This is a genomic window from Kocuria sp. 2SI, assembly GCF_005502825.1.
Lineage (GTDB): Bacteria > Actinomycetota > Actinomycetes > Actinomycetales > Micrococcaceae > Kocuria > Kocuria palustris.
Genome location: NZ_SCNB01000007.1, coordinates 85,236 through 111,254 on the forward strand (window position 1 = coordinate 85,236; position 26,019 = coordinate 111,254).

Here is a 26,019-nt window from a genome sequence, read left to right on the forward strand (position 1 = left end):
GTCTGCTCGCAGGCCCTCCCTAGACTGGCCTGCATCCCACCGCCCGCATGCTCCCGCCGCACTGGCCCATCGGCCGGCACGGCGCCCGAGCGCCCCGTATGAGCTCTGAGGTGCCATGACCCACGACCTGTCCACGACGGCGGGCAAGATCGCCGACTTCCGCGAGCGCCGAGAGCGCTCGTACGCCCCGGCCGGAGAGGCCGCCCTTGAGCGACAGCGCTCCCGCGGCAAGGGCACCGCGCGCGAGCGCGTGGACCAGCTGCTGGATCCGGGCTCGTTCGTGGAGTTCGAGGCCCTGCGGGAGCACCGGAGCACCGCGTTCGGCATGGAGTCCAAGAAGTTCGCCGGCGACGGCGTGGTGACCGGCTACGGCACCGTCGACGGCCGACAGGTGGTCGTCTACTCGCAGGACTTCACGGTGCTGGGCGGGTCCCTGTCGGAGGCCAACGGCGAGAAGATCGTCAAGGCGCAGAAGTTCGCGCTGAAGAACGGCTGCCCGCTGATCGGCATCAACGACGGCGGCGGCGCCCGCATCCAGGAGGGCGTGGCGTCGCTGGCCATGTTCGCCGACATCTTCAACATGAACGTGCGGGCCTCGGGGGTCATCCCCCAGATCTCGCTGATCATGGGTCCGTGCGCCGGCGGTGCGGCCTACTCCCCCGCCCTGACCGACTACATCATCATGGTCGACCAGACCTCCCACATGTTCATCACCGGCCCGGACGTCATCAAGACGGTCACCGGCGAGGATGTGGACATGGAGACCCTGGGCGGGGCCCGCCAGCACAACGAGGTCACCGGCACCGCCACCTATCTGGCCGAGGACGAATCCGACGCCCTGGACTTCCTCCGGGAGCTGCTCGAGTTCCTGCCCTCGAACAACCTCGCCGAGGCGCCGCTGCTCGAGCACGACCAGGGCCCCGATCCGACCGAGGACGACCTCGCACTCGACGAGCTGATCCCGGACTCCGCGAACCAGCCGTACGACATGCGCGACGTCATCGCCGCCGTCGTCGACGACGGGCACTTCCTGGAGATGCAGGAGCTCTACGCGCCGTCGGTGCTGATCGGCTACGCCCGCGTGGAGGGCCACACGATCGGCATCGTGGCGAATCAGCCCATGCAGTTCGCCGGCACCCTGGACATCGCCGCCTCGGAGAAGGCCGCGCGGTTCGTGCGCCACTGCGATGCCTTCAACATCCCGATCCTCACGCTCGTGGACGTCCCCGGCTTCCTGCCCGGCACGGACCAGGAGTTCAACGGCATCATCCGCCGCGGGGCCAAGCTCCTCTACGCCTACGCCGAGGCCACGGTCCCGCTGATCACCGTGATCACGCGCAAGGCCTACGGCGGCGCGTACATCGTGATGGGCTCCAAGAAGCTCGGTGCGGACATCAACCTGGCCTGGCCCACGGCCCAGATCGGGGTCATGGGCGCTTCCGGAGCCGTGGAGATCCTCTACCGCCGCGACCTCAAGGCCGCCGCAGAGGCCGGCGAGGACGTCGAGGCCAAGCGCCAGGAGCTGATCACCCAGTACGAGGAGCACCTGCTCAACCCGTACCAGGCCACGCAGCTCGGCTACGTGGACGCGGTGATCGCCCCGTCCGAGACACGCGAGAACATCGTGCGCGGCCTGCGCGGCCTGCGCGACAAGCGCGCCTCCACGCCCGCGAAGAAGCATGGGAACATCCCGCTGTGAGCGCCGAGCAGACGGACGCCGTGGGCACCGGGCAGGACGAGCAGCAGGCTCCCATTCTGAAGTTCGTGGGCGGGAACCCCACCCCGGAGGAGGTCGCGGCGGTGACCGCCGTGGTGCTCTCCGCCACCGCGGAGACGGAGACGGCCGCCGGCGGCAGCGCTGGACGACGCGCCCAGAACCGCAGGGCCCGCCTCGGCCTGCGGCTGCGCCCCGGCCGCGGGGCCTGGCGGCGCACCCTGCCGTTCCGGTGACGTCGGGGCCGTTGCGCACCGCGGCCTAGACTCGGCCCATGGCTTCCGCATCCTTCGACTCCGCGTCCTCGCACCACGAGCAGGAGGCAGCGCAGCAGCCGCGTCGCCGCCCCACGCCGCTGGACGCCGTGGCCGAGGGGTACTTCCGCTCCATGCTGCGGCTGAATCCCGCGTGGGCCATCGAGCTGGGCGCCCCCGACCACGGCTGGGGCTACCGCGACGTGAGCCCCGAGGGCCTGTCGGCGGAGTTCGACGTCACCCGCGCGGCGGCCGCCGCACTGGCGCGCACCGAGCCCGTCGACGACGTCGACCGCGTGACCGCCCACGCCTTGGACTCGCAGCTGATCCTGGACACCCACCTGCACGAGGCCGGGCTGGACGGATCGCGCATCAACAACATCTCCTCCCCCGTGCAGAAGATCCGCGAGGCCTTCGACAACCTGCCCAAGTACACGGAGCAGGACTGGGAGGTCATCGAGCAACAGCTGCGCTGCGTGCCCGAGGCCGTGGACTCCGCGATCGTCGCAGCACGCCATCAGCAGGCCCACGGGCCGGTCACCGCCGCGGCACAGCTGGCCAACGCCGCTTCGCTGGCCGACGGCTATGCCTCCGCGAACGGGTCCTTCATGGACCTGTCCCGCTCCTCCCGGGTGACCCAGCTGCCGCCCGAGCTTCGACGCAGCGTCTACTCGGGCGTCGATCGGGCCCGTCAGGCCTACGTGCGCTTCGCCGCCGAGCTGCGCGAGCTGAGCCGCGAGGCGCCCGAGGAGATGGCGGTCGGACCCGAGGAGTACCGGCTGCGTCTGCGGCAGTTCACGGGACTGAGCCCCGATCTGGCCCAGACCTACGAGTGGGGCATCGACCTGCTGCAGCGCATCGTGGCCGAGATGAGCGCGACCGCCGAGCGGATCCTCCCTGACCACGCCGGCGACGACCGGATCCAGGCGGCCATGGACGCCCTGGATGAGGATCCCCACCGCCAGCTGCACGGCCGCCACCAGCTGCTGACCTGGATGCAGGGCGTGAGCACCCACGCCATGGACGCCCTGTCCGGAAGCCACTTCGAGATCAGCGACGAGATGCGCCGTCTCGAGTGCCGGATCGCACCCACCTCCGACGGCGGCATCTACTACACGCCGCCCTCGGCCGACTTCCGCCGTCCCGGGCGGATGTGGTGGTCGGTGCCGGAGGGCAAGGAGGTGTTCCGCACCTGGGGCGAGCGCACGACCGTCTACCACGAGGGCGTCCCCGGGCATCATCTGCAGTTCTCGCACGTGGTCGCCCACGCGCGGGAGCTCAATCTGTGGCGCCGGCTCGGACTGTGGGTCTCCGGGCACGGCGAGGGCTGGGCGCTGTACGCGGAGCGCCTGATGTCCGAGCTGGGGTTCTTCGAGGACGACGGCGACCGCATGGGCATGCTCAATGCGCAGCGGATGCGCGCGGCCCGCGTGGTCTTCGACATCGGCTTCCACTGCGGGTTCAGGATCCCGAGGCGCCTCGGCGACATCCTGGGCGGAGCCGAGCCGGGCCGGGCCTGGACGCCGGAAGACGGCTGGGCGTTCCTGCGACGCAACATCGTGATGGACCCGGACAGCCTGCGCTTCGAGTGGATGCGCTACATGGGCTGGCCGGGTCAGGCGCCGTCGTACTCGCTGGGGATGGAGGCCTGGGAGCGCTCGCGCCATCATGCGGCCGCCCAGGCCGGTGCGGACTTCGATCTCGCCCGCTTCCACTCCCGCGCCCTGGGCATCGGCTCCGTGGGTCTGGACACCCTGGACTACGCGCTGAGCCTGTAGGCCGCACCCCGACGCGCCGACGTCCCTCCGTGCACGGATAGCGCGACGTCGCGCACGCAGGCACGGCAGATGAGGGGCGAGGTCAACGCACCGCGCGGAGCTGATGTTCCCCTGGGAGTCGGTGGGGAACATCACCGGGATTTTGCGTAACAGCCTGTCATATTCCCTCGCGCGACTTGCATCGACCGTCCTAGCCTTTCATGCATGTCCACCTCGTCCTCCGCGGCAGAGTCCCGCACCGCCAGCGCGCCCGAGCACGACGGATCCCGTCGTCGTCTCCCCGCCCTCCTGTCCAACTTCTCCTTCCAGGTCATCGCGGCCCTGGTCCTGGGTCTGATCCTGGGCCTGATCGCCCGAGCCATCGGCGGCGATCCCGAGACCTCGCCGAACGCCCTGATGTCGGTGCTCGACATCATCGGCAGCACCTACGTCACGATCCTCAAGGCGGCCGTGGTGCCGCTGGTGGTCACGGCCGTGATCGCCTCGATCGCCAACCTGGATCAGGTCACCAACGCCGCCCGCCTGGCGTGGAAGACCCTGCTGTGGTTCTGCATCACCGCGCTGATCTCCGTAGTGATCGGCATGGTCCTGGGCGTCGTCGTCCAGCCCGGGTCGAACCAGTCGATCGAGGCTCCCACCGAGCCCTACTCCGGCACTGAGGGCTCCTGGCTGGGCTTCCTGCAGTCGATCGTGCCGGTGAACTTCCTGGGCCTGGGCGTGGACGCCGAGCTCACCGACTCCGGAGCGATCGACGCCGCCGCCAGCTTCAACATCCTGCAGATCCTGGTGATCTCCATGGTCGTGGGCATCGCCGCGCTGAAGGTCGGCGAGCCGGCCAAGCCCTTCCTGGACGTCATCCGCTCGCTGCTGACGATCGTGCAGAAGGTGCTGTGGTGGATCATCCGCCTGGCTCCGATCGGCACGCTGGGCCTGATCGGACGCGCCGTCTTCGAGTACGGCTGGACGTCCATGGGCTCGCTGGCCGTGTTCGTCGTGACCCTCTACGTGGGCCTGGCCCTCGTGCTGTTCGGCGTCTACCCGCTGCTCATGCGCCTGAACGGGCTGAGCATCCGGCAGTGGCTCTCCGGCGCCTGGCCCGCGATCCAGATGGGCTTCGTCTCGCGCTCATCGCTGGGCACCATGCCGCTGACGCAGCGAGTGAGCGAGCGCAACCTGGGAGTGCCCTCCAGCTACGCGTCGTTCGCGATCCCGCTGGGCGCCACCACCAAGATGGACGGCTGCGCGGCGGTCTACCCCGCACTGGCGGCGATCTTCGTGGCGCAGTTCTACGACGTCCCCCTGGAGCCCATCCACTTCGTGCTGATCGCGCTGGTCTCCGTGCTGGGCTCGGCGGCCACCGCCGGGACCACGGGCGCCACGGTCATGCTGACCCTGACGCTGTCCACCCTGGGCCTTCCGCTGGCCGGCGTGGGTCTGCTGCTGGCGATCGAGCCGATCATCGACATGGGCCGCACCGCCACCAACGTGGCAGGTCAGACGGTCGTGGCCGCGATCGTCGCCAAGCGCGAGGGCATTCTGGACCGCGGGCTCTACGACGCCCCCCGCAGCGGCGGCGACCCGTTCGTCGAGGAGACGACCTCCTCGCAGCAGGCCGTCGCAGCCTCGGACCAGCCCGGCGACGCCGAGACCCGCGTCCCCGACGAGGACGCCTCCGCACACCGGGCCACCGCCCCCGATTCGGCCGCGGCACACGGCTCCGGTCGGGCCTCGCAGGCCTGATCCCCCCTTCCGGGACTCGCCAGGGCTCACCGCTTCCGGGAACCCCCGGCCGGACGACGACGGCGGGCATCTCCTTCTGCAGGAGATGCCCGCCGTCGTCGCATGTCCACGCTCGTCGAGATCCCGCTTCCGTGCACCGCAGATCTGATGCCGGCCCCGCCTCGTGACCAGGCCCGCTCCCGTCACAGCCAGGCAACTGACTCCGAACCTGCGTCATGCCCTGGCGACCCGTCGGCTCGGGATCTACAGTGTGGAAATGTGCTGCAGATCACATCGGCGATGCCTCGTCGCCGCGCAGCCCACCGCGAGAGTCGAAGGAGCCTCCCATGACGGTCTACGCCCACCCCGGACAGCCCGACGCGAAGGTCGAGTTCAAGTCCCGCTACGAGCACTTCATCGGCGGGAAGTGGACCCCGCCGGTCAAGGGCCAGTACTTCGAGGACATCACCCCGGTGACCGGCAAGGCCTTCGCGGAGGTCGGCCGCGGCACCGCTGAGGACATCGACGCCGCGCTCGACGCCGCCTGGGCCGCCGCCCCGTCCTGGAACGCCTCCACCCCGACCCAGCGCGCTCTGATGCTCAACCGCATCGCGGACCGCATGGAGGAGAACCTCGAGAAGATCGCCGTGGCGGAGACCTGGGACAACGGCAAGCCGGTGCGCGAGTGCCTCAACGCCGACATCCCGCTGGCCATCGACCACTTCCGCTACTTCGCCGGCGCGATCCGCGCGCAGGAGGGCTCGCTGTCCCAGCTCGACGAGGACACGGTCGCCTACCACTTCCACGAGCCGCTGGGCGTCGTGGGCCAGATCATCCCCTGGAACTTCCCCATCCTCATGGGCGTGTGGAAGCTGGCTCCGGCCCTGGCCGCCGGCAACTGCGTGGTCCTCAAGCCCGCCGAGCAGACCCCGGTCTCGCTGCTGGTCGTGATGGAGCTGATCCAGGACCTCGTGCCGGACGGCGTCATCAACATCGTCAACGGCTTCGGCGTGGAGTGCGGCAAGCCGCTGGCGTCGAACCCGCGGATCCGCAAGATCGCGTTCACCGGAGAGACCACCACCGGCCGGCTGATCATGCAGTACGCCTCCGAGAACATCATCCCGGTGACCCTGGAGCTGGGCGGCAAGTCGCCGAACATCTTCTTCGAGGACATCGCCCAGGAGAAGGACGGGTTCTACGACAAGGCCCTGGAGGGCTTCGCGTTCTTCGGGCTGAATCAGGGCGAGGTCTGCACCTGCCCGTCGCGCGCGCTCGTGCAGAAGTCCATCTACGACGACTTCGTGGCCGCCGGCGTGGAGCGCGTCGAGAAGATGGTGCAGGGCGATCCGCTGGACACCGACACCATGGTGGGAGCGCAGGCCTCGACCGATCAGCTCGAGAAGATCATCTCCTACCTGGACATCGGCAAGAAGGAGGGCGCTGAGGTGCTCACCGGAGGCGAGCGCCTGGAGCTGCCCGGCGACCTGGCCGGCGGTTACTACGTGAAGCCCACGATCTTCGCCGGCACCAACGACATGCGGATCTTCCAGGAGGAGATCTTCGGGCCGGTGCTGTCGCTGACGTCGTTCCAGGACTACGACGACGCCATCCGCATCGCCAACGACACCCTCTATGGGCTGGGCGCCGGCGTCTGGGCGCGCAGCGCCAACACCTGCTACCGCGCAGGCCGGGCCATCCAGGCCGGTCGCGTGTGGGTGAACCAGTACCACAACTACCCGGCGCACTCGGCCTTCGGCGGGTACAAGTCCTCGGGCATCGGGCGCGAGAACCACCTGATGATGCTCGATCACTACCAGCAGACCAAGAACATGCTGGTCTCCTACTCCGAGAAGGCGCAGGGCTTCTTCTGATGGGTGCTGCGGACCAGTCGGAGGCTCCCCCGGCCGCTCTGGAAGCGCGGCCGGGGCCGGAGGACGACGTCGCGCGGGTGGGCTACACGCAGGCCGCTGTCGATCTGCTGCGCGAGCTGTGGGCGGTCCACGGCCCGCTGATGCTCCACCAGTCCGGCGGGTGCTGCGACGGCTCCGCGCCCATGTGCTTCCCGGTCGGCGAGTTCCGCACGGGAGACGCGGATGTCCTGCTGGGCACCGCAACGCTCGACGACGCCTCCGGGGAGGAGCTCGGCGAGCTGGAGCTGTGGATCTCGCGCGAGCAGTTCGGAGCGTGGAAGCACACTCGGCTGCTCATCGACGCGGTGCCCGGGCGCGGCTCCGGCTTCTCGCTCGAGGCGCCGCTCGGGCGCCGCTTCCTGACGCGCAGCGATCTCTGCACGGTCTGAGGGCTGCGCAGCCCCAGGGCGGCGTCGGATCGACGCTTCCGTGGACCTGATGAACCGATCCGGTCCACGGAAGCGTCGACCCGACGGTCGCCCTCCCCCGTCACCGACACCAAGACCGAGACCGAGAAGACGACCGCAGGCATCGAGACCTGCGAAAGCCGCGGCGGCGCCGTCGTCGCACTTGTGAAGGCTCCGAGACCGATGGGCGGCCTGGGGCCAGGACCGAGAGGAACTGAAGCGTCATGACCGAGAGCACCACAGACACCACGATGTCCGCAGCGGTGGTCACCGCGTTCGGCGAGGACCTGGAGGTCCAGGACCTGCCGGTCCCGGAGCCAGGGCCGGGGCAGGCGCTCGTGCGCCTGATCGCCTCCGGCGTCTGCCACACGGACCTGCACGCGGCGCACGGCGACTGGCCCGTCAAGCCGGAGCCGCCATTCATCCCGGGCCACGAGGGGGTCGGCGAGGTCGTCGCCGTGGGCCCGGAGGTCACCCGAGTGAAGGTCGGCGACCTGGTCGGCAATGCCTGGCTGTGGAGCGCGTGCGGCGAGTGCGAGCACTGCGAAGCGGGCTGGGAGACCCTCTGCGAGCAGCAGAGCAACGGCGGCTACTCCGTGAACGGCTCGTTCGGGCAGTACATGCTCGTGGATGCCCGATACTGCCCACTGATCCCCGACGGCGCGGACACGCACGAGGTCGCCCCGGTACTGTGCGCCGGGGTCACCGTCTACAAGGGCCTCAAGCAGACGGAGGTCCGCCCCGGGCAGTGGGTCGTGATCTCCGGCGTGGGAGGCCTCGGCCACATCGCCGTGCAGTACGCCGTGGCCATGGGCATGCGCGTGATCGCCGTCGACGTCGCCGATGACAAGCTGGCCCTCGCCGAGCGCCACGGCGCCGAGATCACGATCAACGCCATGGGGCCGGATCCCGCCGAGGCTGTCCAGGAGGCCATCGGCGGCGCCCACGGCGTCCTGGTCACGGCCGTGCACCCGGATGCCTTCGGCCAGGCCATCGGCATGGCCCGCCGAGGCGGAACGATCGTGTTCAACGGACTGCCTCCGGGCGATTTCCCCGCGCCGATCTTCGACATCGTGCTCAAGGGCCTGACGATCCGCGGCTCGATCGTCGGCACCCGTCGGGACATGGAGGAGGCCCTCGAGTTCTACTCCCGGGGTCTGATCCACCCGACGTTCAGCAAGCGGCCGCTCGAGGACATCAATGCGATCCTCGACGAGATGATCCACGGCAAGATCGAGGGTCGCGTGGTGCTCGACTACTGAGCGCAGCCCCTCGGCCTCATCAGGCCGGCACGACGCCTCCGCGCATCGGCCTTTCCCGGGCCCCGCGGAGGCGTCGTGCTGTCGTGCCGGGTTTTTATGCTTGCTGATGGACGACCACGGAGGAGGCAGCCATGAGCCCGACCAGCAGTTCCGACAAGCCCGCCGAGCGCGAGGAGATCCCCTCCACGCTCGAGCGCTCCGATCAGAAGGCGCAGGACACCTACGCCGCAGCGCTCGAGAACGCGCGCGAGGAGTACGGCTCCGGAGCCCGCGCGCACCAGACGGCCTGGGCGGCGGTGAAGCGCACCCACGAGAAGGTCGGCGACCACTGGGAGCCCAAGGACGAGAACGGCCCGTCGGACGAGCGCTCCGAGAACGGCGCGCGCACCGGCGGTGAGTCCGCAGGCGGCGTCGACGCCAACGCGACCAAGGACCACCTCTACGAGGTCGCCCAACGACTGGAGATCGAGGGCCGCTCGGAGATGACCAAGGACGAGCTCGTCGAAGCCATCCGGAAGACGAACGACCGGCAGACCGCCCAGGCCCGCGAGGACTGATCCCGCTCGCCGGATCAGGGCCTCACGGCACGCGGTGAGTCCACTCGTCGGTGCCGAACTTCTCGTCCACGAGCTCCTTCGCCCGGGCGAGCTCCTGGTCGATGTAGTCCCCCTCGTGCGAGCGGTAGTGCGACAGGAAGTAGGAGCGGAAGGACTCGATGATGTCCGCCCGCGCCATGCCGGTCTGGCTGCGCATGGGGTCCACCCGCTTCTTGGCGGACTTGATCCCCTTGTCGGAGAGCTTCTCGCGCCCGATCCGCAGGACCTGCAGCATCTTGTCGGCGTCGATGTCGTAGCTCATGGTCACGTGGTGCAGCAGGGTGCCGTCAGCGAACCGGCGCTGGGCCGCCCCGCCGATCTTGCCCTGCGGGGTGGCGATGTCGTTGAGCGGGACGTAGTGCGGCTCCACGCCGATCTCCTGCAGCGCCCCGAGCACCCACTCGTCCAGGAAGGCGTAGGCACGCTCGTTGCTCAGGCCCTCGACCAGGCTGGCGGGCACGATCAGCGAGTAGGTGACGCAGTTGCCGGGCTCCATGAACATGGCGCCGCCTCCGGTGATGCGGCGAGTGACGCCCACCTCCAGCTCACGAGCCGCCTCGGAATCGATCTCGTTGCGCACCGACTGATACGAGCCGATGACCACCAGGGCGTCGTTCCAGTCCCAGAAGCGCAGCACCGGACCGCGACGGCCGGCGGCGACCTTCTCCGACAGGACTTGATCCAGCGCCACGTGCTCGGCCGGCGGCAGGGTCTTCATGCCGATGACCTCGATGTCGAGATCGTCCCAGGACACCGCCGCGCCCACCGCGCGCCGGGCGGCGATCCCCACGGCCTCGGTCGTGAAGCCGATCAGCTCGACGCCGCCGTCGCGCCGGTCCAGCGCCGCCTGGATCGCCGCCGCGATCTCGGCCACCGACGACGACGCGGTCAGCCCGTTCAGCGCATCCGTGAGGTCCTCGAGGGCGTCGTCTGGCTCCAGGAAGAAGTCGCCCGAGACCACGGCGTCGCGGAAGACCGCGTCGTCTCCGTCGCCGTCGACCTCCAGATCGACCACGACCAGCTTCCCGCCGCGGACCTTGTACTCACCGTGCATGACTGAACCTGCCTCTCCGAGCCCGCTCGAGTCTCCGGGCTCTCGACGTGTGCTGCCAGCCTGGCCCAGGGAGGTCTTCCTCGCCAGGGATCTTCGCCACCCGCCGAACTGACGCCTCCCTGCAGGATCCGTGCCGAGTCGACGCTTCCCAGCGCCATTGGGGCCAATCGGCGCAGGGAAGCGTGAGTCCGGCATAGGCGATGCGGGTCGACCGCGACCGCTCACGCCGACGCACGGGAAAGCACCTTCCCAGAGCCTCCTACAGTGGGGACCATGACCGACCCGATCCTGCTGCTGGCCTCCACCTCGCCGTCGCGCGCCAAGCTGCTGCGCGATTCCGGCATCGCCTTCGACCAGCTCGGCTCCGAGGTGGACGAGGACGCCGTCGTGTCCGAGGCCGGACTCACCGAGCCGTCGGAGATCGCGCTGGCTCTGGCGCGAGCCAAATGCGAGGCCGTCGCCGCTCTCCCCCAGGCGGCCGGGCGGCTGGTCATCGGCTGCGACTCGGTCTTCGAGCTCGACGGCCACCCCCTGGGCAAGCCGTACACCGCAGCGGTCGCCCGCGAGCGCATCGAGCAGATGCGGGGACGCACAGGGCACCTGCACACCGGTCACTGGCTGATCGACACCCGCAGCCCCGACGACGGCGGCACCGGGCTCAGCGAAGGCGCCCTGGCCGGGGCGGACGTGACCTTCGCGGCGATGACCGACGACGAGATCTCCGCCTACGTGGACACCGAGGAGCCCCTGTGGGTGGCCGGGTCCTTCACCCTGGACGGGTACGGCGCGGCCTTCATCGAGCGCGTCGACGGGGATCTGCACGCGGTGATCGGGCTGTCGATCAACACTCTGCGGCAGCTGGCTGGACGAGCCGGCGTCCCGGTGCGGCGGCTGTGGGGGCGCGAGGCCTGAGCCGCGGCACGGCCGACGATCGCACCAGGCGCACCGCTGCGTCGAGGGCACGGCCGCGAGCGCTCCAGCACCTGCATCGGACCGGCTCCCGGGAGCCGTTCGTCGTGGTCTGCCCACGGCTAGACTCTCCTGATGACCTCCTCCCGCGGCGCTTCGGAACAGCCGCCCGACCCGCACGCCGGTGCCCGGACCGACGGCATCCTCGAGCAGCTGCGCCTCGGCTGGCTGACGGGTCTGCCTGCCGGGGCGGCGGTGATCCCCGTGGGGCTGGCCTTCGGCGTGCTGGTCATCCAGTACGGCCTGCCCTGGTGGGTCGCGCCGCTGCTGTCTGGAATCGTGTTCGCCGGCTCGATCGAGTTCCTGCTCGCCGGGCTGCTGGCCGCAGGAGCCCCGCTGGTCCAGATCGCGCTGACCGCGCTGATCGTCAACTTCCGCCACGCGTTCTACGCGCTGACATTCCCCCTGCACCGCATCCGCAGCATCCCCGGTAAGACCTACGGCACCTTCGCCCTGACCGATGAGGCCTTCGCCCTCACCTCCGGTCGCGAGGCGCAGCGCTGGTCCGGCACGCGCATCCTGACGCTGGAGGGGACCTTCCAGCTGTTCTGGGTCGCGAGCTCGACCGCCGGCGCTCTGCTGGGCTCGCTGATCCCGCCGTGGATCAAGGGGTTGGACTTCGCGATGACGGCGCTGTTCGTCGTCCTGGCGATCGACGCCTACAAGGCCCGCCGGTCCCTCCCCCAGCCTGTGATCGCGGTGGGCATCGGGCTGGTCAGCGCCGCGCTGTTCGGTGCGAACATGCTGGCCCCTGCCATGGGCGCCTACGTCCTCGCGCTGATCATCGGCTACCTCATCAGCCGTGCTCGCGGGCGGGAGCTGCCGCGCACGGGCGAGCTGGACGTGGTCGATCCCGACGATGGCACGACGGCCGGGCAGGAGCCGCGAGATGTCTGAGCCGAGCTACATCCTGGCCGCCGTGGGCGTGGCCGCGGGCATCACCTGGGCCCTGCGGGCGCTGCCGTTCGCCGTGCTGGCCCCGCTGCAGGAGTCCCGGCTGCTGCCCTACATCGGCGACCGGCTGGGCGTGGGCGTGATGATCATCCTGGTGATCTACGCCCTCGAGGACCTGGACCTGGTCTCGCCGAGCGTCTCCGTCCCGGCGGCGATCGCGCTGGCGGTGACCATCGGACTGCACCTATGGCGCGGGAACATGATCCTGTCCCTGCTGGTCGGCACGGTCACCCACGTGGTGCTGGCGTCACTGTGGCAGGCCTGAGGCCGGCCCGGCTCACCACAGCTGCCCCACACCGCGCACCAGCAGGATCACGCCGACGATCCCCAGCCCCCAGGCCGCGGCATCCGGTGCGGTGCGCACCGCCAGCTCCCGCACCGACGACAGCCCACGGCTCACCCGCTCCCCCAGGGCCAGTCGTCCCAGCGCGAGCAGTGCCGCCGGCAGCACCATGACCGCGCAGTACAGCCCCAGCACGATCCCCGAGGCCACCGGCCCCAGGTCGTAGCGCCCGATCCCAGCCATCGCCGCGAGATACGGGATCATGGTGGCGGCCTCGACCAGCCCGGCCGCCATGGCCAGCAGGCCCACTCCGCGCCAGCTTCCGGCCACGCGATCGGCCCGGTCGATCCACCGCCTCATGGAGGCCTGGGGGTCGCCCCCGCGCTTGCGCACCTGCTCCGGATCCAGCCACCAGCTCAGCCACGCCAGTCCTGCGCCGAGCACCACCAGGACCACCGCCCCGGGGCGCTGCTCGAGCAGCTGTCCGAGCGGAGCCAGCGCCGCCTGGAGCCCCGCCAGCAGGACGAGTCCCAGCATCCAGTAGAAGACGGCGATGACCGCCAGATAGGCCAGCACTCGCAGCGCGATCCCCCGCGCGCTGACGCCTCGCGATCTGCCGCTCATCAGCAGCAGGACCGCTGGCAGGGCCAGGGTCCCCATGCTGGTGGCATCCAGCAGGGCCAGCCCAGTGAGCACCATCTGATCGCCGCTGCTGATCATCGTGAGCTCTCGCATCGCATCCATGGCAACCAGCCTCGCGAGCACGGCCGTGTGCGGGCATCGGCCGTCGGGGGCATCTTCCACGCGGGGCGCCTGGACTTTCGGGGGAGATCTCACCACGACATCCCTGCGGCGCGCGGCGCTCGTATAGCGTGAGCGCCATGACCACCGCCGAGCCCCGCACCGCGGAGTGGCTCGAGCCAGGAGCTGAGCCGCCGCCCGAGCATCAGACAGCCGCAAAGAGCACGTCCCGGCCTGCGGGCCTGGCTGTGCGTCGACGCGACGTCGCGGTCGCCTGCGCGTATGCACTGCTCGCCGTCCTGGCGCAGCTTCTGCTGCCTTTCGAACCCGCCACCCGCGTGCTCGGCATGCCCGTGCCCGGCTGGACGGGGCTCGCACTCCAGCTCACGGCGGCCGCCGCTCTGGTCCTGCGCACGACCAGACCATGGGTCGTCCTGCTGGTCACCGCCCCGGCTGCAGCCGCGTCGGTCGGCCTCGACGCCGGCCCTGTCTCCGCCCTGCTGCTCTTCGAAGCGATCTTCACCTCTGTCCGCTACGGCTCACGTCGCCTCCATCGACTCACGAGCATCCTGTGCCTGGGCGCGACGGCCGCAGCTCTTCTGGCCGCACTGGCCCTGCCCGAGCACCGTGAGCTGTGGACGCAGCTGGTCGTGATGGCCGGCGTCGTGCTGATCCTGCCGCTGCTGTGGGCCGGGGAGGTCCGCGGTCATCAGGAGGCCCGAGCCCAGGCCGAGCGGGCGGCGGAGGCGGAGCGGGAGACGGCCGCTCGTCAGCTGGAGCTCGAGCAAGCGCGCGCCGCGCTGCGCCTCCAGGAGCAGCGCACGCATCTGGCCCAGGAGCTGCACGACGGGGTGACCGGGCACCTATCGGCCGTCGCCCTGCAGACCGGCGCGCTGCGATCGAGCTCGGCCCTGCGCCAGGACCCCGCGGCGCTGGAGCGCTCCCTCGAGGTCGTGCGCACCAGCGCAGTGGAGGCCATGGCCGACATGCGGCGGCTCATCGACGTCCTGCGCACGGATGAGCCCGCCGATGACGACAGCGCTTCCTGGGATGGGCTCAGCGCTCGGCTGCGCGCCCTGCGACCGGAGGCCACGATCGACGTCCGTCCCGCAGCAGCGGCACGACTCGACGCCGCCGGGCTCAGCGGGCAGGCGCTGCGCATCGGCCAGGAGGCGGTCACGAACGTGCTCAAGCACGCCGGACCGGGCCCTGCGTCGCTCCTGCTGACGGACGACGACGGCCGCGTCGTGCTGGAGATCCGCTCGCCCCTGGCCGACCATGCCGTGGCCGACGACGGCTCCGGGATCGGCCTGCCCTCGATGCTCCGACGCGCTCGGGAGACCGGCGGGAAGCTGGAAGCCGGTCCGATCGACGAGCGGACCTGGCACGTGCGCGCGTGCTGGGACGCGCACACGCTCGCATCGGGATCGTCGGAGATGGCGGCCGGACCGACGGAGCCTCACCGACGTGCAGAGGAGCCCGCCCGGTGACCACCGTCGTCCTGGCCGATGACCACGCCGCCATCCGCGCCGGTGTCCGCCTGATCCTGGAGACCGCGCAGCCGCCGATCCGCGTGGTGGGCGAGGCGAGCACGGCGCAGGATGCGCTCGAGCTCGCTGCGCGCGCCCGCCCGGACGTCGTGCTGCTCGACGTCCGCATGCCCGGGGCGAGCGGGCTCACCGTGATCGAGGCCCTGCGGGGCACGGGCGCTGCGATCGTCATGCTGACGTCGTTCGCCCTGGACGACTACGTGCTGGCCGCCCTGCGTGCAGGGGCCGCCGGCTTCCTGGTCAAGACGGCCGAGCCGTCCGAGATCGTCGCCGCAGTGCAGCGCGTGGCGGCAGGCGATGCGGCGCTGTCGCCGGAGGTGATGCGCACCGTGATCGACAGGGCCATCGCCCAGCCGGACGGATCAGGGCAGGCGGAAGATCCGCAGCCTGCGGGGCCTCCCGGGCACACGCAGGCCACGAGCGCACCGATCTCGGCGCAGGCGTCGTCGGTTCGGACGGCAGCGTCTGAGCAGCGGGCTGCCGCGCCGGCGTCGGGCGCATCGGGCTTCACCGAACCGCTGACCGGACGCGAGCGGGAGGTCCTGCGTCTGCTGGCCCAGGGGCTGAGCAATCAGCAGATCGCCGCGCGGCTCGTCGTGGCGGAGTCGACCGTCAAGACCCACGTCTCGCACGTGCTCGCCAAACTGGGGGCCGCCTCGCGGGTGCAGGCCGCGCTGTGGTGGAGCCGTCACGGCGAAGGATGACGCCCCCGCGACCGTCCCTTGTTGTGCGAACGGCACAGCCCCGCTGACGCAGTCTGACGACCCGCCCGAGCCGTGCAGAGCGCGATCTCGGTGCCGTCGGCCCGTCGTCGGCGTGCCGCACTCCCACCGGACCGCCCACGTCAGAGCCCGCACGCACAGGAGACGTCCTGCCCCGGAAGCCGCCCCTGGCTACACTCGAGGCCATCTCATGTGCGCATGCCGCACGGGCTGAAGGAGCCAGCCTCGGCACCGCCAGCTTTGTCGATCCCCTACATCTCGATCCGCGGGCAGATGTGATCGAATGAGCGTCTGATCCGCCCCCTGCCCGGGGGAACGCCGTACCTGCGCGCGAGCCGCGTCTTTTACAGGAGAGCAACCACAGTGACCGCACAGAAGGCCCCCGAGACCGGCACCTCCGCCGCGCGCAGACCCGTCACCAAGGTGCTGATCGCCAATCGCGGCGAGATCGCTGTGCGCGTGATCCGCGCCGCCCAGGACGAGGGGCTGACCTCGGTCGCCGTGTACGCCGATCCCGATCGCGACGCCCTGCACGTGCGCATGGCCGATGAGGCCTATGGCCTGGGCGGCACCACCGCCGCGGACTCCTACCTGGTGATCGACAAGATCCTCGACGCCGCCGCGCGCTCCGGCGCCGATGCCGTCCACCCCGGCTACGGCTTCCTGTCCGAGAACGCGGACTTCGCCGCGGCCGTGATCAATGCCGGGCTGACCTGGATCGGTCCGCCCCCGCACGCCATCTCGTCCCTGGGCGACAAGGTCGCCGCCCGCCGCATCGCCGAGGCCGTCGACGCCCCGCGCGTGCCCGGCACGACCGACCCGGTCGACAGCGCCGAGGAGGTCGTGGCCTTCGCCGACGAGCACGGGCTGCCCGTGGCGATCAAGGCGGCCTTCGGCGGCGGCGGCCGCGGCATCAAGGTCGCCCGCACCCGCGAGGAGATCCCGGAGCTCTACGAGTCCGCGGTGCGCGAGGCCGTCGCCGCGTTCGGTCGCGGCGAGTGCTTCGTCGAGCGCTTCCTGGACGCCCCGCGCCACGTCGAGACCCAGTGCCTGGCCGATGCCCACGGCAACGTGGTCGTGGTCTCCACCCGCGACTGCTCGCTGCAGCGGCGCAACCAGAAGCTCGTGGAGGAGGCGCCGGCGCCCTTCCTCACGGAGGAGCAGAACGAGCGTCTCTACTCCTCGTCCAAGGCGATCCTGCGCGAGGCCGGCTACCAGGGCGCGGGCACCTGCGAGTTCCTGGTCGGCCAGGACGGCGTCATCTCCTTCCTGGAGGTCAACACCCGCCTGCAGGTCGAGCACCCGGTCTCCGAGGAGGTCACCGGGATCGACCTGGTCCGCGAGCAGTTCCGGATCGCCCGCGGCGAGGCCCTGGGCTACGACGACCCCGTCGTGCGCGGCCACTCCATCGAGTTCCGCCTCAACGGCGAGGACCCGGGACGCGGCTTCATGCCGGCTCCGGGCACGCTGTCCACGCTGCGCTTCCCGTCCGGGCCCGGCGTGCGCGTGGACTCCGGCGTGGTCGAGGGCGAGACGGTCTCCGGCAGCTTCGACTCCATGATCGCCAAGCTCATCGTCACCGGCGCCGACCGCGACCAGGCGCTGGCCCGGTCCCGCCGCGCGCTGGCAGAGCTGGAGATCGAGGGCATGGCCACCGTCGTGCCGTTCGACCGCGCGATCGTCTCGGACCCGGCGTTCGCCCCGACCGACGGGCAGCCGTTCGCCGTGCACACCCGCTGGATCGAGACCGAGTTCGTCAACGACCTCGAGGCGTTCGCCGGTGCCCCGGGCTCGGGCAGCGAGGCCGAGGAGCGCCAGACGGTCGTCGTGGAGGTCTCCGGCAAGCGCCTGGAGGTCGTCCTGCCGGCCACCGTGCTGGGCTCCGGCAAGCCCGCCGCAGCACCGGCGGCCAAGAACCGGCGCGAGCGCGGCCGCGGTGCCGCCAAGGCCTCCGGCGACGACCTGACCTCGCCCATGCAGGGCACCGTGGTCAAGCTCGCGGTGAAGAACGGCGCCAAGGTGTCCGAGGGCGACACGGTCGTGGTCATCGAGGCCATGAAGATGGAGCAGCCGCTCAAGGCGCACAAGGACGGCACGGTCTCCGGGCTCGACGTCTCCCCCGGCGACACCGTCTCCGCCGGCACGACCCTGGCCACCATCCGCTGAGCCGCCGGCCCGCCTGGGCCGCCTCGTGAAGGGGCCGGATCGACGCTTCCCTGCGGCGGACCAGCTCGTCTCCGTGGGCGAAGGTGAACCACAGCCCATCCTGAGGGTCTGGGAGCGAGCCGCGCTGCTGCAGCTGCACTACGCGGACAGCCTTCTCGTCTCCCACCTGAGTGCTGCGCAGCTGTGGGGGCTGCCACTGAGCTCCTCACCCGCGCCCTGGACGCACGGATTGCTGGGCGAGGAGTCCCGTTTCGGACCGCTGGAATCCCGGCCGCAGCTGTCCTGCGTGGAGCAACGGCAGCACGAGCACAGCGGGGCGATGCTCCTCCACAAGAGCCTCGGGCTGCGTTCGGTGCTGCTGAGGCTGCTCGTCGTGCGCACTGGATTCGCTGAGCCATCCATGAACCTGCCGGTCATCGTGCGGGATGGGCCGCGGTTCGTGCTGGACCTGGCCTGGCGCGAGCAGCGCACGGCGCTCGAGTACAACGCCTGTGACTTCGTCTGCTGAATGGCGGGGTTCTTCGGTCGCTTCGTGGCGGGGTCAGGTGACACCGATGACCAGGGTGCTCTGTGCGGCTTCGATGACGTCGTTGGTGATGGTGTCGAGTTCGTTGATCTTCAGGACCCGCTGGATCTGGGGGAAGAGGCGTTCGAGGAGCCGGAAGTTGCCGCGGGTGATCCGTGCGATGGCTGCGATGGCTTGGGCGTCGGTGAAGTCGTCGGGGTCGAGGGTCTTGCCGAGGGATCGCCAGTGTCGCTCGAGGACGAACAGCAGTTCGTCTTGTCCCAGGGGCCGGTACTGGTGGGCGAAGCCGACTCGGCTGTAGAACTGGGGGTAGTGGCTGAACTGCTTCTCCAGGCCGGGCATGCCGATCAGGATCAGGGCGATGTCGTCGCGGTCGTAGCGATCGCGCAGCAGTTCCAGAGCGGCGGGACGCAGTCGTTCGGCCTCGTCGACGATGATCAGCTCCACGTAGTTCCTGCCGTGTCGCCATCCCCAGGCCTCGGGAGTGGCCGTGCCGGGAGGTACGAGGTGCTGCTCGATGCACATGTTGGTGCGGGTGATGGCTTGGGTCAGCTCGTCCTTCAGGGTCCGCGGGGTGGTCAGCACGCTGGGGGTGTAGAGCACGGTGCGGCTCCGGTTCAAGGCGGCGTAGATCTTGGCGTCGTTGTCGGAGCGCGGCCCCCAGTAGGTCAGCAGGTCATGAGCCTTCTCGTAGTGTGCGTAGCGGCGCGCGGAGAGTGTCTTTCCTACGCCGGCTGATCCGAAGCACAAACCGATGGTGTGCCTGCGGCGCACGGCCTGGTCGTGGTGCTCTTGGTTGACGGCCTTGCAGACGAATTCGTCGTGATCGAAGACGCGGATCTCGGTGATGTCGCGGGGGTCGTAGCGGATCACGACCGAGCGTCCGACGTAGCCGGCCAGAGTTGGCGAGACGTAGCGCAGGCCCTGGAAGCGGATGCCATCGCGGCGCACGACGCGGGTCTTGGCGACGGTCAACAGCAGTCTGTCGAGGTCTTCCAGGCTCTCGGGCATTCGGGGCAGCCAGCCATCGGCGATCCACGCGCTGCGCGGGGAGGTTCCGAGCTCGCTGTGCGTGCGGTCGTTGTAGGTGGCCACGAACGCCTCCAGGGCGCTATCGAGGGCGGCCAGGGACAGTTTCGGTGTCGGCCAGGGGTGCCCTTCGGTGATGTGTCCGGGCAGGGTGGCGAGTAGCTCGGTGTTGATGGTGCCGAAGAACCGCTCGATCTTGCCCCGTCCCTGGGGTCGGGCGACGGTGGAGTGGATCAGTCGGATGTGGAGGTCGACGGCGGTGTGGGAGAGCTGGTCACTGGTGAAGTCGCTGCCGTGGTCGACGTAGAGCACGTCGGGCAGGCCGCACATCGGCCAGGCCGGGTCGGTCTTGTGCCAGATCGCTTGGCGCAGCGCCAGGGCGGTGTTCATCGCCGACGGTGCGCCCAGGAAGACTATGTAGCCGCAGACCGCCCGGGAGCAGTCGTCGAGGATCGTTGTCAGCCATGGCCGTGCGGGCTTGCCGTCGGTGCCCACCACCAGGATGTCGAGCATGGTGTGATCGGATTGCCACATCGCGTTGGGCAGCTCTGCTTGCCGGCGTAGCACCAGCTCGTGCTTGTCGCGGTAGGACGCTGCGCCCTCCAGGGCGAGGGTGACCATGCCGGGATCCAGGGTCCGCACGATGTCCCACACCACCGAGTAGGAGGGGACCGGCCACCTCCGGGCGGCGCAGATGCCCGTGACTTTGCGATGGATCGTGGCGATGGCCGGCCGCGGCTTGCTCAGTGCCAGGCCCTCGATCAGGTCGACGAGGTCGGGCGGAAGGCGGCGGGAGCCGGCGTCCCCCCGTGAGGCTGTCTCCAGTCCGGCGTAGCCGTCGGCGCGGTAGCGGGCGTGCCAGCGCTCCAGGGTCCGCAGCCCTACATCGGTCTCGCGAGCTAAGCGCGCGAGGGGCACCTGGTCCTCGACGTGGAGCCTGAGGATTCGCCACCGCGCTCGAGCGTCCACGACGCACCTACTGCAAGGCGTTCGCGCGCCCGCGCTCGGCGCGCTGAAGGGCGCGGTAGACCGTGGAGCGGCCCACGCTGAACAGCTCGGCCAGCTCGCCCACGGTGTGCTCGTCGGCAACATGTAGCTGGACGAGGTGAGCTTCTTGCCGGGGGGTGAGTTTCGGTGACTTCCCGCGCAGCCGGCCCTTGGCCTTGGCGACCTTCATCCCCTCGCGGGTGCGGGCACGGATGAGGTCGGCTTCGAACTCGGCGACCATCGCCAACACGTTGAACAACAGTTTCCCCATCGGGTCGGTCGGGTCGTACACCGATCCGGCGATGCTCAGCTTCACTTCCCGCGCCGCGAGGTCGTCGGCGATCTGGTGGGCATCACGGACTGAACGCGCCAGCCGATCGAGCTTGGTGACCACGAACGTATCGCCGTCCCGACAGGCAGCCAGCGCCTGCCGCAGGCCCTCACGGTCGGCGTTGCGGCCCGTGAGCCCGTGATCGACGTAGATGCGCTTGGGATCGACGCCGAACGCCGCGAGTCCGTCACGCTGCGCGGTCAGGTCCTGCTCGTCGGTGGAGACTCGGGCATAGCCGACCTTCAAGGGGGACATGCTCCCCAGTGTGTCATATAGCCTCCCTTCACCGGACAGTTCACCGGACGGGTCTTACGGGACAGCCCGCCAGGCGTGCCGTCGTTCCTCTCGATAAGTAGCGGTGGTGTCCGGTGAGGGTTCCCCTTACGGGCATGCGATCTGGGCTGACGCCTGTGACCGAGTGTTCAGTGCGCGCTGTATAGTTCAGTCCATGCTGACTATTGCTTCGCGTCTCGACGTGATGAACCGCCTGGGTCGTGCACTGGCCGACCCCACTCGATCCCGGATCATCTTGACCCTGCTCGACCATCCCGCTTACCCGGCGGAACTGGCCCGAGATCTGGACCTGACACGCCCGAACGTGTCCAACCACCTGGCATGCCTGCGCGATTGCGGGATCGTCGTCTCCGAGCCCGAGGGTCGTCGGACACGATATGAGATCGCCGATTCGCACCTGGCGCAGGCGCTGACGGCACTGGTCGATGCCACCCTGGCAGTGGACGAAGACGCCCCGTGCATCGATCCCGCCTGCTCGCTTCCCGGATGCGACGCAGCTGGGGAGGGCGCATGATCCTCACCTCGGTCTTGCAGGCGATGGGCCTGTTCGCAGCGACCAACATCGACGACATCATCGTGCTCTCCCTCTTCTTCGCGCGAGGGGCAGGCCAGCGCGGCACTACCGCCCGCATTCTGGCCGGCCAGTACCTCGGATTCGCCGGCATCCTCGGTGCCGCGGTCCTGGTGACCATCGGTGCCGGAGCATTCCTGCCCTCGGCAGCCATCCCGTACTTCGGTCTCATCCCTCTGGGCCTCGGCCTCTGGGCCGCATGGCAGGCCTGGCGCGGAGACGATGACGACGATGAAGACGAGGCCAAGGTTGCCGGCAAGAAGGTCGGCGTGTGGACAGTCGCAGGCGTCACCCTTGCCAACGGCGGCGACAACATCGGCGTCTACACCCCTGTCTTCCTCAGCGTGGAACCTCTCGCAGTAGTCGCCTACTGCATCGTCTTCCTCGCGCTCGTCGCGGTCCTGGTGGCCCTGGCAAAGTTCGTCGCCACCCGCCCCCCGATCGCCGAAGTGCTCGAACGCTGGGAGCACATCCTCTTCCCCATCGTTCTCATCGGCCTCGGCATCGTGATCCTCGTCAGCGGCGGAGCCTTCGGACTCTGACGTAGCGGCAGCGATCCAAACGGCCCCGACCGGGCGCACCCCTCTCGGTTCAGACCGCGACACCTACCTGCAGCCAGTCCTGCGTGATCGCGGCAACAAGACCGCCACGGAGCGCTGCAAAAACCCCGCCACCAAGCGAACGAAGCCACAACAACGCCCGCGTCCATGACGAGGACCGGAAGACCTACGGCGATGAGCAGCACCGGCTGCACCTCCTAGCCGATGCCGGCTGGTACGTCCGCACGGTGGTCGCCGCCGACCTCAAGGATCCGCAGCGCACGGCCGCCTTGCTGTACTGGCTGCGCACGCACCTCGCCTGATCAGCCCTCCTCGCAAGCCCGCGAGCCTGTGCCCTGCGCCTGCATCGGGGGTCGAGATCCCGTTTCCGTGCATCCGCGCCGCCGAGATCCCGCGCAAATGCGGCAGATCGCCGAATCCGCGCACGGAAGCGGGATCTCGACCAGACCTCTGCACGGAAACGGGATTTCGGCGCGCGGCGCGGAGAAGCGCTGGCTCGGCCCGCGTGCAGGCGTGCGGGGGCGTGGCGGTCGGCAGACGACCACATAGTGAGACTGAATATCACGATACGGTCACGGCTCAGTAGCCTGTCGGGCGTTCCCATCACCTCGTGGAAAGCACCGCCATGTCCTCCTCCGCCGAGCCTGCCGCGCCTTCCGCCGCAGCCGTCGACAGCACGCCCCCGGTCAACCGCAGCAAGGTCGTCCTGGCCTCGCTGATCGGCACGACCATCGAGTTCTACGACTTCTACATCTACGCCACCGCCGCCGTGGCGGTCTTCCCCGTCCTGTTCTTCACGGGCGAGAACGACACCGCCAAGCTGCTGGCCTCCATGGCGACCTTCGGCGCCGCGTTCGTGGCCCGCCCCATCGGCTCGGTGCTCTTCGGCCACTTCGGCGACCGCGTGGGGCGCAAGGCCACGCTGATCGGCGCGCTGCTGACCATGGGCATCGCCACGTTCCTGATCGGCCTGCTGCCCACGTTCTACGCGATCGGCATCTGGGCGCCGCTGCTGCTGACGATCCTGCGCTTCTGCCAGGGCCTGGGCCTGGGCGGCGAGTGGTCGGGCGCCGCCCTGCTGGCCACGGAGTACGCCGAGGAGGGCAAGCGCGGCCGCGCGGCCATGTGGCCCCAGCTCGGTGCGCCGTTCGGATTCATCCTGGCCAACGGCTTCATGCTGCTGCTGACCATGGCCATGGGCTTCACCTCCGGCGCGGTCGACGGCCTGGACCACGGCTTCCTGGCCTGGGGCTGGCGCGTCCCGTTCCTGGCCTCGATCGTCATGGTGGCCATCGGCCTGTACGTGCGCTTCGCGATCGCGGAGACCCCGGTCTTCCAGCAGGCGCTGGACGCCAAGCAGGATGTGAAGTCCCCGCTGGGCGAGGTCTTCCGCACCTCCTGGCTGCAGATGATCCAGGGCACCTTCATCATGCTGGCCACCTACGTGCTCTTCTACCTGATGACCGCGTGGATCCTCTCCTACGGCATCGGCTCCCCCGACGCCGGCATGCTCGGCATCCCCTACCGCTCGTTCCTGGTGATCCAGCTGATCGCGGTCCTGCTCTTCGCCGGCATGGTCCCGGTCTCCGGCTGGCTGGCGGACCGCTTCGGGCGCCGCTCCTCGCTGCTGGTGATCACGGCCGCCATCGTGGGCTTCGGGCTGATCTTCGGCTGGTTCATCGCCCCGGAGAACCTCGGCACCGGCACGGAGATCAACATCATCCGCCTGCTGTGCTTCCTGGCGCTGGGCATGGCGCTGATGGGTCTCACCTTCGGCTCCATGTCGGCGGTGCTGCCGGAGCTGTTCCCCACGAACGTGCGCTACACGGGCTCGGGCATCGCCTACAACGTGGCCTCGATCCTGGGCGCTGCGCTGACCCCGTTCGTGGCGGTGTGGCTGACCTCCCGCTTCGGCGTCTCGGCGGTGGGCATGTACCTCTCGCTCGCCGCGGTCATCACGTTCATCGCCCTGTGGTGCTCCCCGGAGACCAAGGACGTGGACATGCGCTCCGTCGGGACCCGCTGAATCCGCCGCCGGCACGACGGGGGCCCTGGAGCTGTCAGCTCCAGGACCCCCGTCGTGCTCGCCGAAGGGCTCACAGGCGCTGGTGCAGGCGACGGGCGGCCTCCGAGATCGTGCCGGACAGCGACGGGTACACGGTGAAGGTCTCCGCCAGGTCATCGACCGTCAGCCCCTTGGACACGGCCACGGACAGCGCGAAGATCAGCTCCGAGGCGCGCGGACCCACGACCACGCCGCCGAGCACCGTGCCGGGGCCCTTGCGGGCGATGACCTTCACGAAGCCGTCGTCCACGGCCATCATCTTGGCCCGCGGGTTGTTCGGCAGCGGGATCTTGTGGACGTCTGCCGCGTAGCGCCCGGAGCGGACATCGCCCTCGGTGATGCCCACGGAGGCGATCTCCGGGGAGGTGAAGATGTTGGAGGCCACGGTGGACAGCCGCAGCGGGCGCACGGCATCCCCCAGGAAGTGCGAGACCGCGATCCGCCCCTGCATGGCCGCCACGGAGGCCAGCGGCAGCTTGCCGGTGCAGTCGCCGGCGGCGTAGATCGACGGCACGGTGGTCCGCGAGACGCCGTCGACCTCGATGTGCCCGGACTCGGAGACGTGCACGCCGGTGTTCTCCAGCCCGAGCCCCTCCGTGTTGGGGACCCCGCCCACGGCCATGAGGCAGTGCGAGGCGGAGATCTTGCGGCCGTCGTTCAGGGTGACCACCACGCCGTCGTCGACGCGCTCCACAGAGGCGGCGCGCGAGCGGGACATGACGTTGAGCCCGCGGCGCTCGAAGACGTTCTCGAGGACCTCGGCGGCGTCGGCGTCCTCGCCGGGCAGCACCTGATCGCGCGAGGAGACCAGGGTGACCTTGGCGCCCAGCCCGTTGTAGGCGGAGGCGAACTCGGCGCCGGTCACGCCCGAGCCGACCACGACCAGGTGCTCGGGCAGGTCCGTCATCGAGTAGAGCTGCGTCCAGTTGAAGATCCGCTCCCCGTCCGGGCGGGCGGAGCCGAGCTCGCGCGGGTGGGCGCCCACGGCGATCAGCACGGCGTCGGCCTCGAGGTCGTACTCCATGCCGTCGGCGGCGACCACATGCACGGTGCGGTCATCGAGCATCGAGCCGCGGCCCTCGACGATGTGCACGCCGTCGCGCTCCAGCCCGCGGCGGATGTCGCGGGACTGGGTCACGGCCAGGCGCAGCAGCCGGGTGTTGACGACCTCCAGGTCGACCTCGAGCCCGTTGAGGCTGTCGTCGTCGCTGGTCGCCCCGGCCACGTGGACGCCCAGGTCCTGCGCCTCGGTGAAGCGGTTCATGGTGTCCGCCGAGGCGATGAGGGTCTTGGAGGGGACCACATCGGTGAGCACGGCGGAGCCGCCCATGCCCTTGTCCTCGATGATCGTGACGTCCGCACCCAGGGTCCGCGCATGGAGAGCGGCCTCGTAGCCTCCCGGGCCTCCGCCGATGATCACGAGTCGTCTGGTGGGCTTGCGCTGAGAGTCCTGGGATGAGATCACAAGGTCATTGTGCCAAAGACGACGGCGACGCCGGGTTCGCGCGTGAGCGCCCTCACCGCCGGCGACAGGCCCGAGCGGTGTCATAGTTCCCGCACCTGCGCGCATGCCGATA

General features: G+C 69.8%; 24 protein-coding genes and 1 pseudogene. 19 read left to right on the top strand and 6 right to left on the bottom strand.

Annotation, left to right across the window (positions count from 1 at the left end):
• The first annotated feature begins 115 nt into the window (after positions 1–115).
• From FFS25_RS05910 to FFS25_RS05945, 8 genes are all read left to right on the top strand, one after another.
• Positions 116–1,699 (top strand): acyl-CoA carboxylase subunit beta, encoded by a 1,584-nt coding sequence (locus FFS25_RS05910; protein WP_137802217.1) that lies wholly within the window; start codon positions 116–118, stop codon positions 1,697–1,699.
• Positions 1,696–1,950, top strand: a complete 255-nt coding sequence (locus FFS25_RS05915) for an acyl-CoA carboxylase subunit epsilon (RefSeq protein ID WP_137802218.1) — start codon at positions 1,696–1,698, stop codon at positions 1,948–1,950. The genes FFS25_RS05910 and FFS25_RS05915 overlap by 4 nt, the downstream gene beginning before the upstream one ends.
• Positions 1,951–1,988: 38 nt before the next feature.
• Positions 1,989–3,746 (top strand): DUF885 domain-containing protein, encoded by a 1,758-nt coding sequence (locus FFS25_RS05920; RefSeq protein ID WP_137802219.1) that lies wholly within the window; start codon positions 1,989–1,991, stop codon positions 3,744–3,746.
• A 204-nt stretch (positions 3,747–3,950) separates the two neighbouring features.
• Positions 3,951–5,486 carry a dicarboxylate/amino acid:cation symporter gene (locus FFS25_RS05925; RefSeq protein ID WP_137802220.1) on the top strand — a complete coding sequence of 512 codons (1,536 nt, stop codon included), beginning with the start codon at positions 3,951–3,953 and terminating at the stop codon, positions 5,484–5,486.
• A 326-nt stretch (positions 5,487–5,812) separates the two neighbouring features.
• Positions 5,813–7,336, top strand: a complete 1,524-nt coding sequence (gene exaC, locus FFS25_RS05930; RefSeq protein WP_137802221.1) for an acetaldehyde dehydrogenase ExaC — start codon at positions 5,813–5,815, stop codon at positions 7,334–7,336.
• Positions 7,336–7,764, top strand: a complete 429-nt coding sequence (locus tag FFS25_RS05935) for a DUF779 domain-containing protein (protein ID WP_006215026.1) — start codon at positions 7,336–7,338, stop codon at positions 7,762–7,764. Before exaC ends, FFS25_RS05935 begins: the two co-directional genes overlap by 1 nt.
• 242 nt (positions 7,765–8,006) lie before the next feature.
• Complete coding sequence (gene adhP, locus FFS25_RS05940) at positions 8,007–9,044, top strand: alcohol dehydrogenase AdhP (RefSeq protein ID WP_137802222.1); 1,038 nt, start codon at positions 8,007–8,009, stop codon at positions 9,042–9,044.
• A 131-nt stretch (positions 9,045–9,175) separates the two neighbouring features.
• Positions 9,176–9,601, top strand: coding sequence for a ChaB family protein (locus tag FFS25_RS05945; protein ID WP_137802223.1), 426 nt, complete (start codon positions 9,176–9,178; stop codon positions 9,599–9,601).
• Positions 9,602–9,623: 22 nt separating this feature from the next.
• On the opposite strand, the gene lplB is transcribed toward FFS25_RS05945, so the two are convergent.
• Positions 9,624–10,694 carry a lipoate-protein ligase small subunit gene (gene lplB, locus FFS25_RS05950; protein ID WP_137802224.1) on the bottom strand — a complete coding sequence of 357 codons (1,071 nt, stop codon included), beginning with the start codon at positions 10,692–10,694 and terminating at the stop codon, positions 9,624–9,626.
• Positions 10,695–10,967: 273 nt separating this feature from the next.
• Between lplB and FFS25_RS05955 the strand changes: the two genes are divergently transcribed.
• The 3 genes from FFS25_RS05955 (at position 10,968) to FFS25_RS05965 (ending at position 12,882) form a co-directional block, all read left to right on the top strand.
• Complete coding sequence (locus FFS25_RS05955; protein ID WP_137802225.1) at positions 10,968–11,606, top strand: Maf family protein; 639 nt, start codon at positions 10,968–10,970, stop codon at positions 11,604–11,606.
• 132 nt (positions 11,607–11,738) lie between these two features.
• The gene (locus FFS25_RS05960) at positions 11,739–12,560 is read left to right on the top strand and encodes an AzlC family ABC transporter permease (protein WP_137802226.1); all 822 of its coding nucleotides are present in this window, start codon (positions 11,739–11,741) and stop codon (positions 12,558–12,560) included.
• Complete coding sequence (locus FFS25_RS05965) at positions 12,553–12,882, top strand: branched-chain amino acid transporter permease (protein ID WP_137802227.1); 330 nt, start codon at positions 12,553–12,555, stop codon at positions 12,880–12,882. Before FFS25_RS05960 ends, FFS25_RS05965 begins: the two co-directional genes overlap by 8 nt.
• A gap of 12 nt (positions 12,883–12,894) precedes the next feature.
• On the opposite strand, the gene FFS25_RS05970 is transcribed toward FFS25_RS05965, so the two are convergent.
• Positions 12,895–13,635 carry a GAP family protein gene (locus FFS25_RS05970; RefSeq protein WP_249933791.1) on the bottom strand — a complete coding sequence of 247 codons (741 nt, stop codon included), beginning with the start codon at positions 13,633–13,635 and terminating at the stop codon, positions 12,895–12,897.
• Positions 13,636–13,781: 146 nt separating this feature from the next.
• Here FFS25_RS05970 and FFS25_RS05975 point away from each other — a divergent pair, with 146 nt between their 5' ends.
• From FFS25_RS05975 to FFS25_RS05990, 4 genes are all read left to right on the top strand, one after another.
• Positions 13,782–15,131: a sensor histidine kinase gene (locus tag FFS25_RS05975; RefSeq protein ID WP_137802228.1), complete on the top strand. Its 1,350-nt coding sequence runs from the start codon at positions 13,782–13,784 to the stop codon at positions 15,129–15,131.
• A complete protein-coding gene (locus FFS25_RS05980) occupies positions 15,128–15,895 on the top strand; it encodes a response regulator (RefSeq protein ID WP_137802229.1) in 768 nt (255 codons plus the stop codon). Before FFS25_RS05975 ends, FFS25_RS05980 begins: the two co-directional genes overlap by 4 nt.
• Before the next feature lie 381 nt (positions 15,896–16,276).
• A complete protein-coding gene (locus tag FFS25_RS05985) occupies positions 16,277–18,079 on the top strand; it encodes an acetyl/propionyl/methylcrotonyl-CoA carboxylase subunit alpha (protein ID WP_058871719.1) in 1,803 nt (600 codons plus the stop codon).
• A 73-nt stretch (positions 18,080–18,152) separates the two neighbouring features.
• Complete coding sequence (locus FFS25_RS05990; protein ID WP_006215037.1) at positions 18,153–18,587, top strand: hypothetical protein; 435 nt, start codon at positions 18,153–18,155, stop codon at positions 18,585–18,587.
• A 33-nt stretch (positions 18,588–18,620) separates the two neighbouring features.
• On the opposite strand, the gene FFS25_RS13565 is transcribed toward FFS25_RS05990, so the two are convergent.
• The 3 genes and pseudogenes from FFS25_RS13565 to FFS25_RS06000 form a co-directional block, all read right to left on the bottom strand.
• Positions 18,621–19,379 carry an AAA family ATPase gene (locus FFS25_RS13565; protein ID WP_201023901.1) on the bottom strand — a complete coding sequence of 253 codons (759 nt, stop codon included), beginning with the start codon at positions 19,377–19,379 and terminating at the stop codon, positions 18,621–18,623.
• Between the two features lie 45 nt (positions 19,380–19,424).
• A pseudogene (locus FFS25_RS13570) lies at positions 19,425–20,726 on the bottom strand (transposase); the annotation flags it as partial.
• Positions 20,611–21,207 (bottom strand): recombinase family protein, encoded by a 597-nt coding sequence (locus FFS25_RS06000; RefSeq protein ID WP_137802231.1) that lies wholly within the window; start codon positions 21,205–21,207, stop codon positions 20,611–20,613. The gene FFS25_RS06000 and the pseudogene FFS25_RS13570, both read right to left, overlap by 116 nt.
• Positions 21,208–21,400: 193 nt before the next feature.
• On the opposite strand from FFS25_RS06000, the gene cmtR reads away from it, so the two are divergent.
• The 4 genes from cmtR (at position 21,401) to FFS25_RS06020 (ending at position 24,403) form a co-directional block, all read left to right on the top strand.
• Entirely contained in the window at positions 21,401–21,760 is a 360-nt protein-coding gene (gene cmtR / locus FFS25_RS06005) for a Cd(II)/Pb(II)-sensing metalloregulatory transcriptional regulator CmtR (protein ID WP_006590980.1), read from the top strand.
• Positions 21,757–22,359 carry a cadmium resistance transporter gene (locus FFS25_RS06010; protein ID WP_137802232.1) on the top strand — a complete coding sequence of 201 codons (603 nt, stop codon included), beginning with the start codon at positions 21,757–21,759 and terminating at the stop codon, positions 22,357–22,359. Before cmtR ends, FFS25_RS06010 begins: the two co-directional genes overlap by 4 nt.
• 83 nt (positions 22,360–22,442) lie before the next feature.
• The gene (locus tag FFS25_RS06015; protein ID WP_137802233.1) at positions 22,443–22,679 is read left to right on the top strand and encodes a hypothetical protein; all 237 of its coding nucleotides are present in this window, start codon (positions 22,443–22,445) and stop codon (positions 22,677–22,679) included.
• Between the two features lie 323 nt (positions 22,680–23,002).
• A complete protein-coding gene (locus tag FFS25_RS06020) occupies positions 23,003–24,403 on the top strand; it encodes an MFS transporter (protein ID WP_058871721.1) in 1,401 nt (466 codons plus the stop codon).
• 70 nt (positions 24,404–24,473) lie between these two features.
• Here FFS25_RS06020 and FFS25_RS06025 read toward each other — a convergent pair whose 3' ends face one another.
• The gene (locus tag FFS25_RS06025; RefSeq protein ID WP_006214265.1) at positions 24,474–25,991 is read right to left on the bottom strand and encodes an NAD(P)H-quinone dehydrogenase; all 1,518 of its coding nucleotides are present in this window, start codon (positions 25,989–25,991) and stop codon (positions 24,474–24,476) included.
• Positions 25,992–26,019 lie beyond the last annotated feature (28 nt).

Excerpts from the sequence above, each read along its gene's own strand:
- FFS25_RS05910 (WP_137802217.1), top strand. The coding sequence starts at position 116 with ATGACCCACGACCTGTCCACGACGGCGGGCAAGATCGCCGACTTCCGC.
- FFS25_RS05920 (WP_137802219.1), top strand. The coding sequence starts at position 1,989 with ATGGCTTCCGCATCCTTCGACTCCGCGTCCTCGCACCACGAGCAGGAG.
- FFS25_RS05945 (WP_137802223.1), top strand. The coding sequence starts at position 9,176 with ATGAGCCCGACCAGCAGTTCCGACAAGCCCGCCGAGCGCGAGGAGATC.
- FFS25_RS05965 (WP_137802227.1), top strand. The coding sequence starts at position 12,553 with ATGTCTGAGCCGAGCTACATCCTGGCCGCCGTGGGCGTGGCCGCGGGC.
- FFS25_RS05955 (WP_137802225.1), top strand. The coding sequence starts at position 10,968 with ATGACCGACCCGATCCTGCTGCTGGCCTCCACCTCGCCGTCGCGCGCC.
- FFS25_RS06000 (WP_137802231.1), bottom strand. The coding sequence starts at position 21,207 with ATGTCCCCCTTGAAGGTCGGCTATGCCCGAGTCTCCACCGACGAGCAG.
- FFS25_RS06020 (WP_058871721.1), top strand. The coding sequence starts at position 23,003 with ATGTCCTCCTCCGCCGAGCCTGCCGCGCCTTCCGCCGCAGCCGTCGAC.
- FFS25_RS05975 (WP_137802228.1), top strand. The coding sequence starts at position 13,782 with ATGACCACCGCCGAGCCCCGCACCGCGGAGTGGCTCGAGCCAGGAGCT.
- adhP (WP_137802222.1), top strand. The coding sequence starts at position 8,007 with ATGACCGAGAGCACCACAGACACCACGATGTCCGCAGCGGTGGTCACC.
- FFS25_RS05970 (WP_249933791.1), bottom strand. The coding sequence starts at position 13,635 with ATGCGAGAGCTCACGATGATCAGCAGCGGCGATCAGATGGTGCTCACT.
- FFS25_RS06025 (WP_006214265.1), bottom strand. The coding sequence starts at position 25,991 with ATGACACCGCTCGGGCCTGTCGCCGGCGGTGAGGGCGCTCACGCGCGA.
- cmtR (WP_006590980.1), top strand. The coding sequence starts at position 21,401 with ATGCTGACTATTGCTTCGCGTCTCGACGTGATGAACCGCCTGGGTCGT.
- exaC (WP_137802221.1), top strand. The coding sequence starts at position 5,813 with ATGACGGTCTACGCCCACCCCGGACAGCCCGACGCGAAGGTCGAGTTC.
- FFS25_RS05925 (WP_137802220.1), top strand. The coding sequence starts at position 3,951 with ATGTCCACCTCGTCCTCCGCGGCAGAGTCCCGCACCGCCAGCGCGCCC.
- FFS25_RS05960 (WP_137802226.1), top strand. The coding sequence starts at position 11,739 with ATGACCTCCTCCCGCGGCGCTTCGGAACAGCCGCCCGACCCGCACGCC.
- FFS25_RS05935 (WP_006215026.1), top strand. The coding sequence starts at position 7,336 with ATGGGTGCTGCGGACCAGTCGGAGGCTCCCCCGGCCGCTCTGGAAGCG.
- FFS25_RS06010 (WP_137802232.1), top strand. The coding sequence starts at position 21,757 with ATGATCCTCACCTCGGTCTTGCAGGCGATGGGCCTGTTCGCAGCGACC.
- lplB (WP_137802224.1), bottom strand. The coding sequence starts at position 10,694 with ATGCACGGTGAGTACAAGGTCCGCGGCGGGAAGCTGGTCGTGGTCGAT.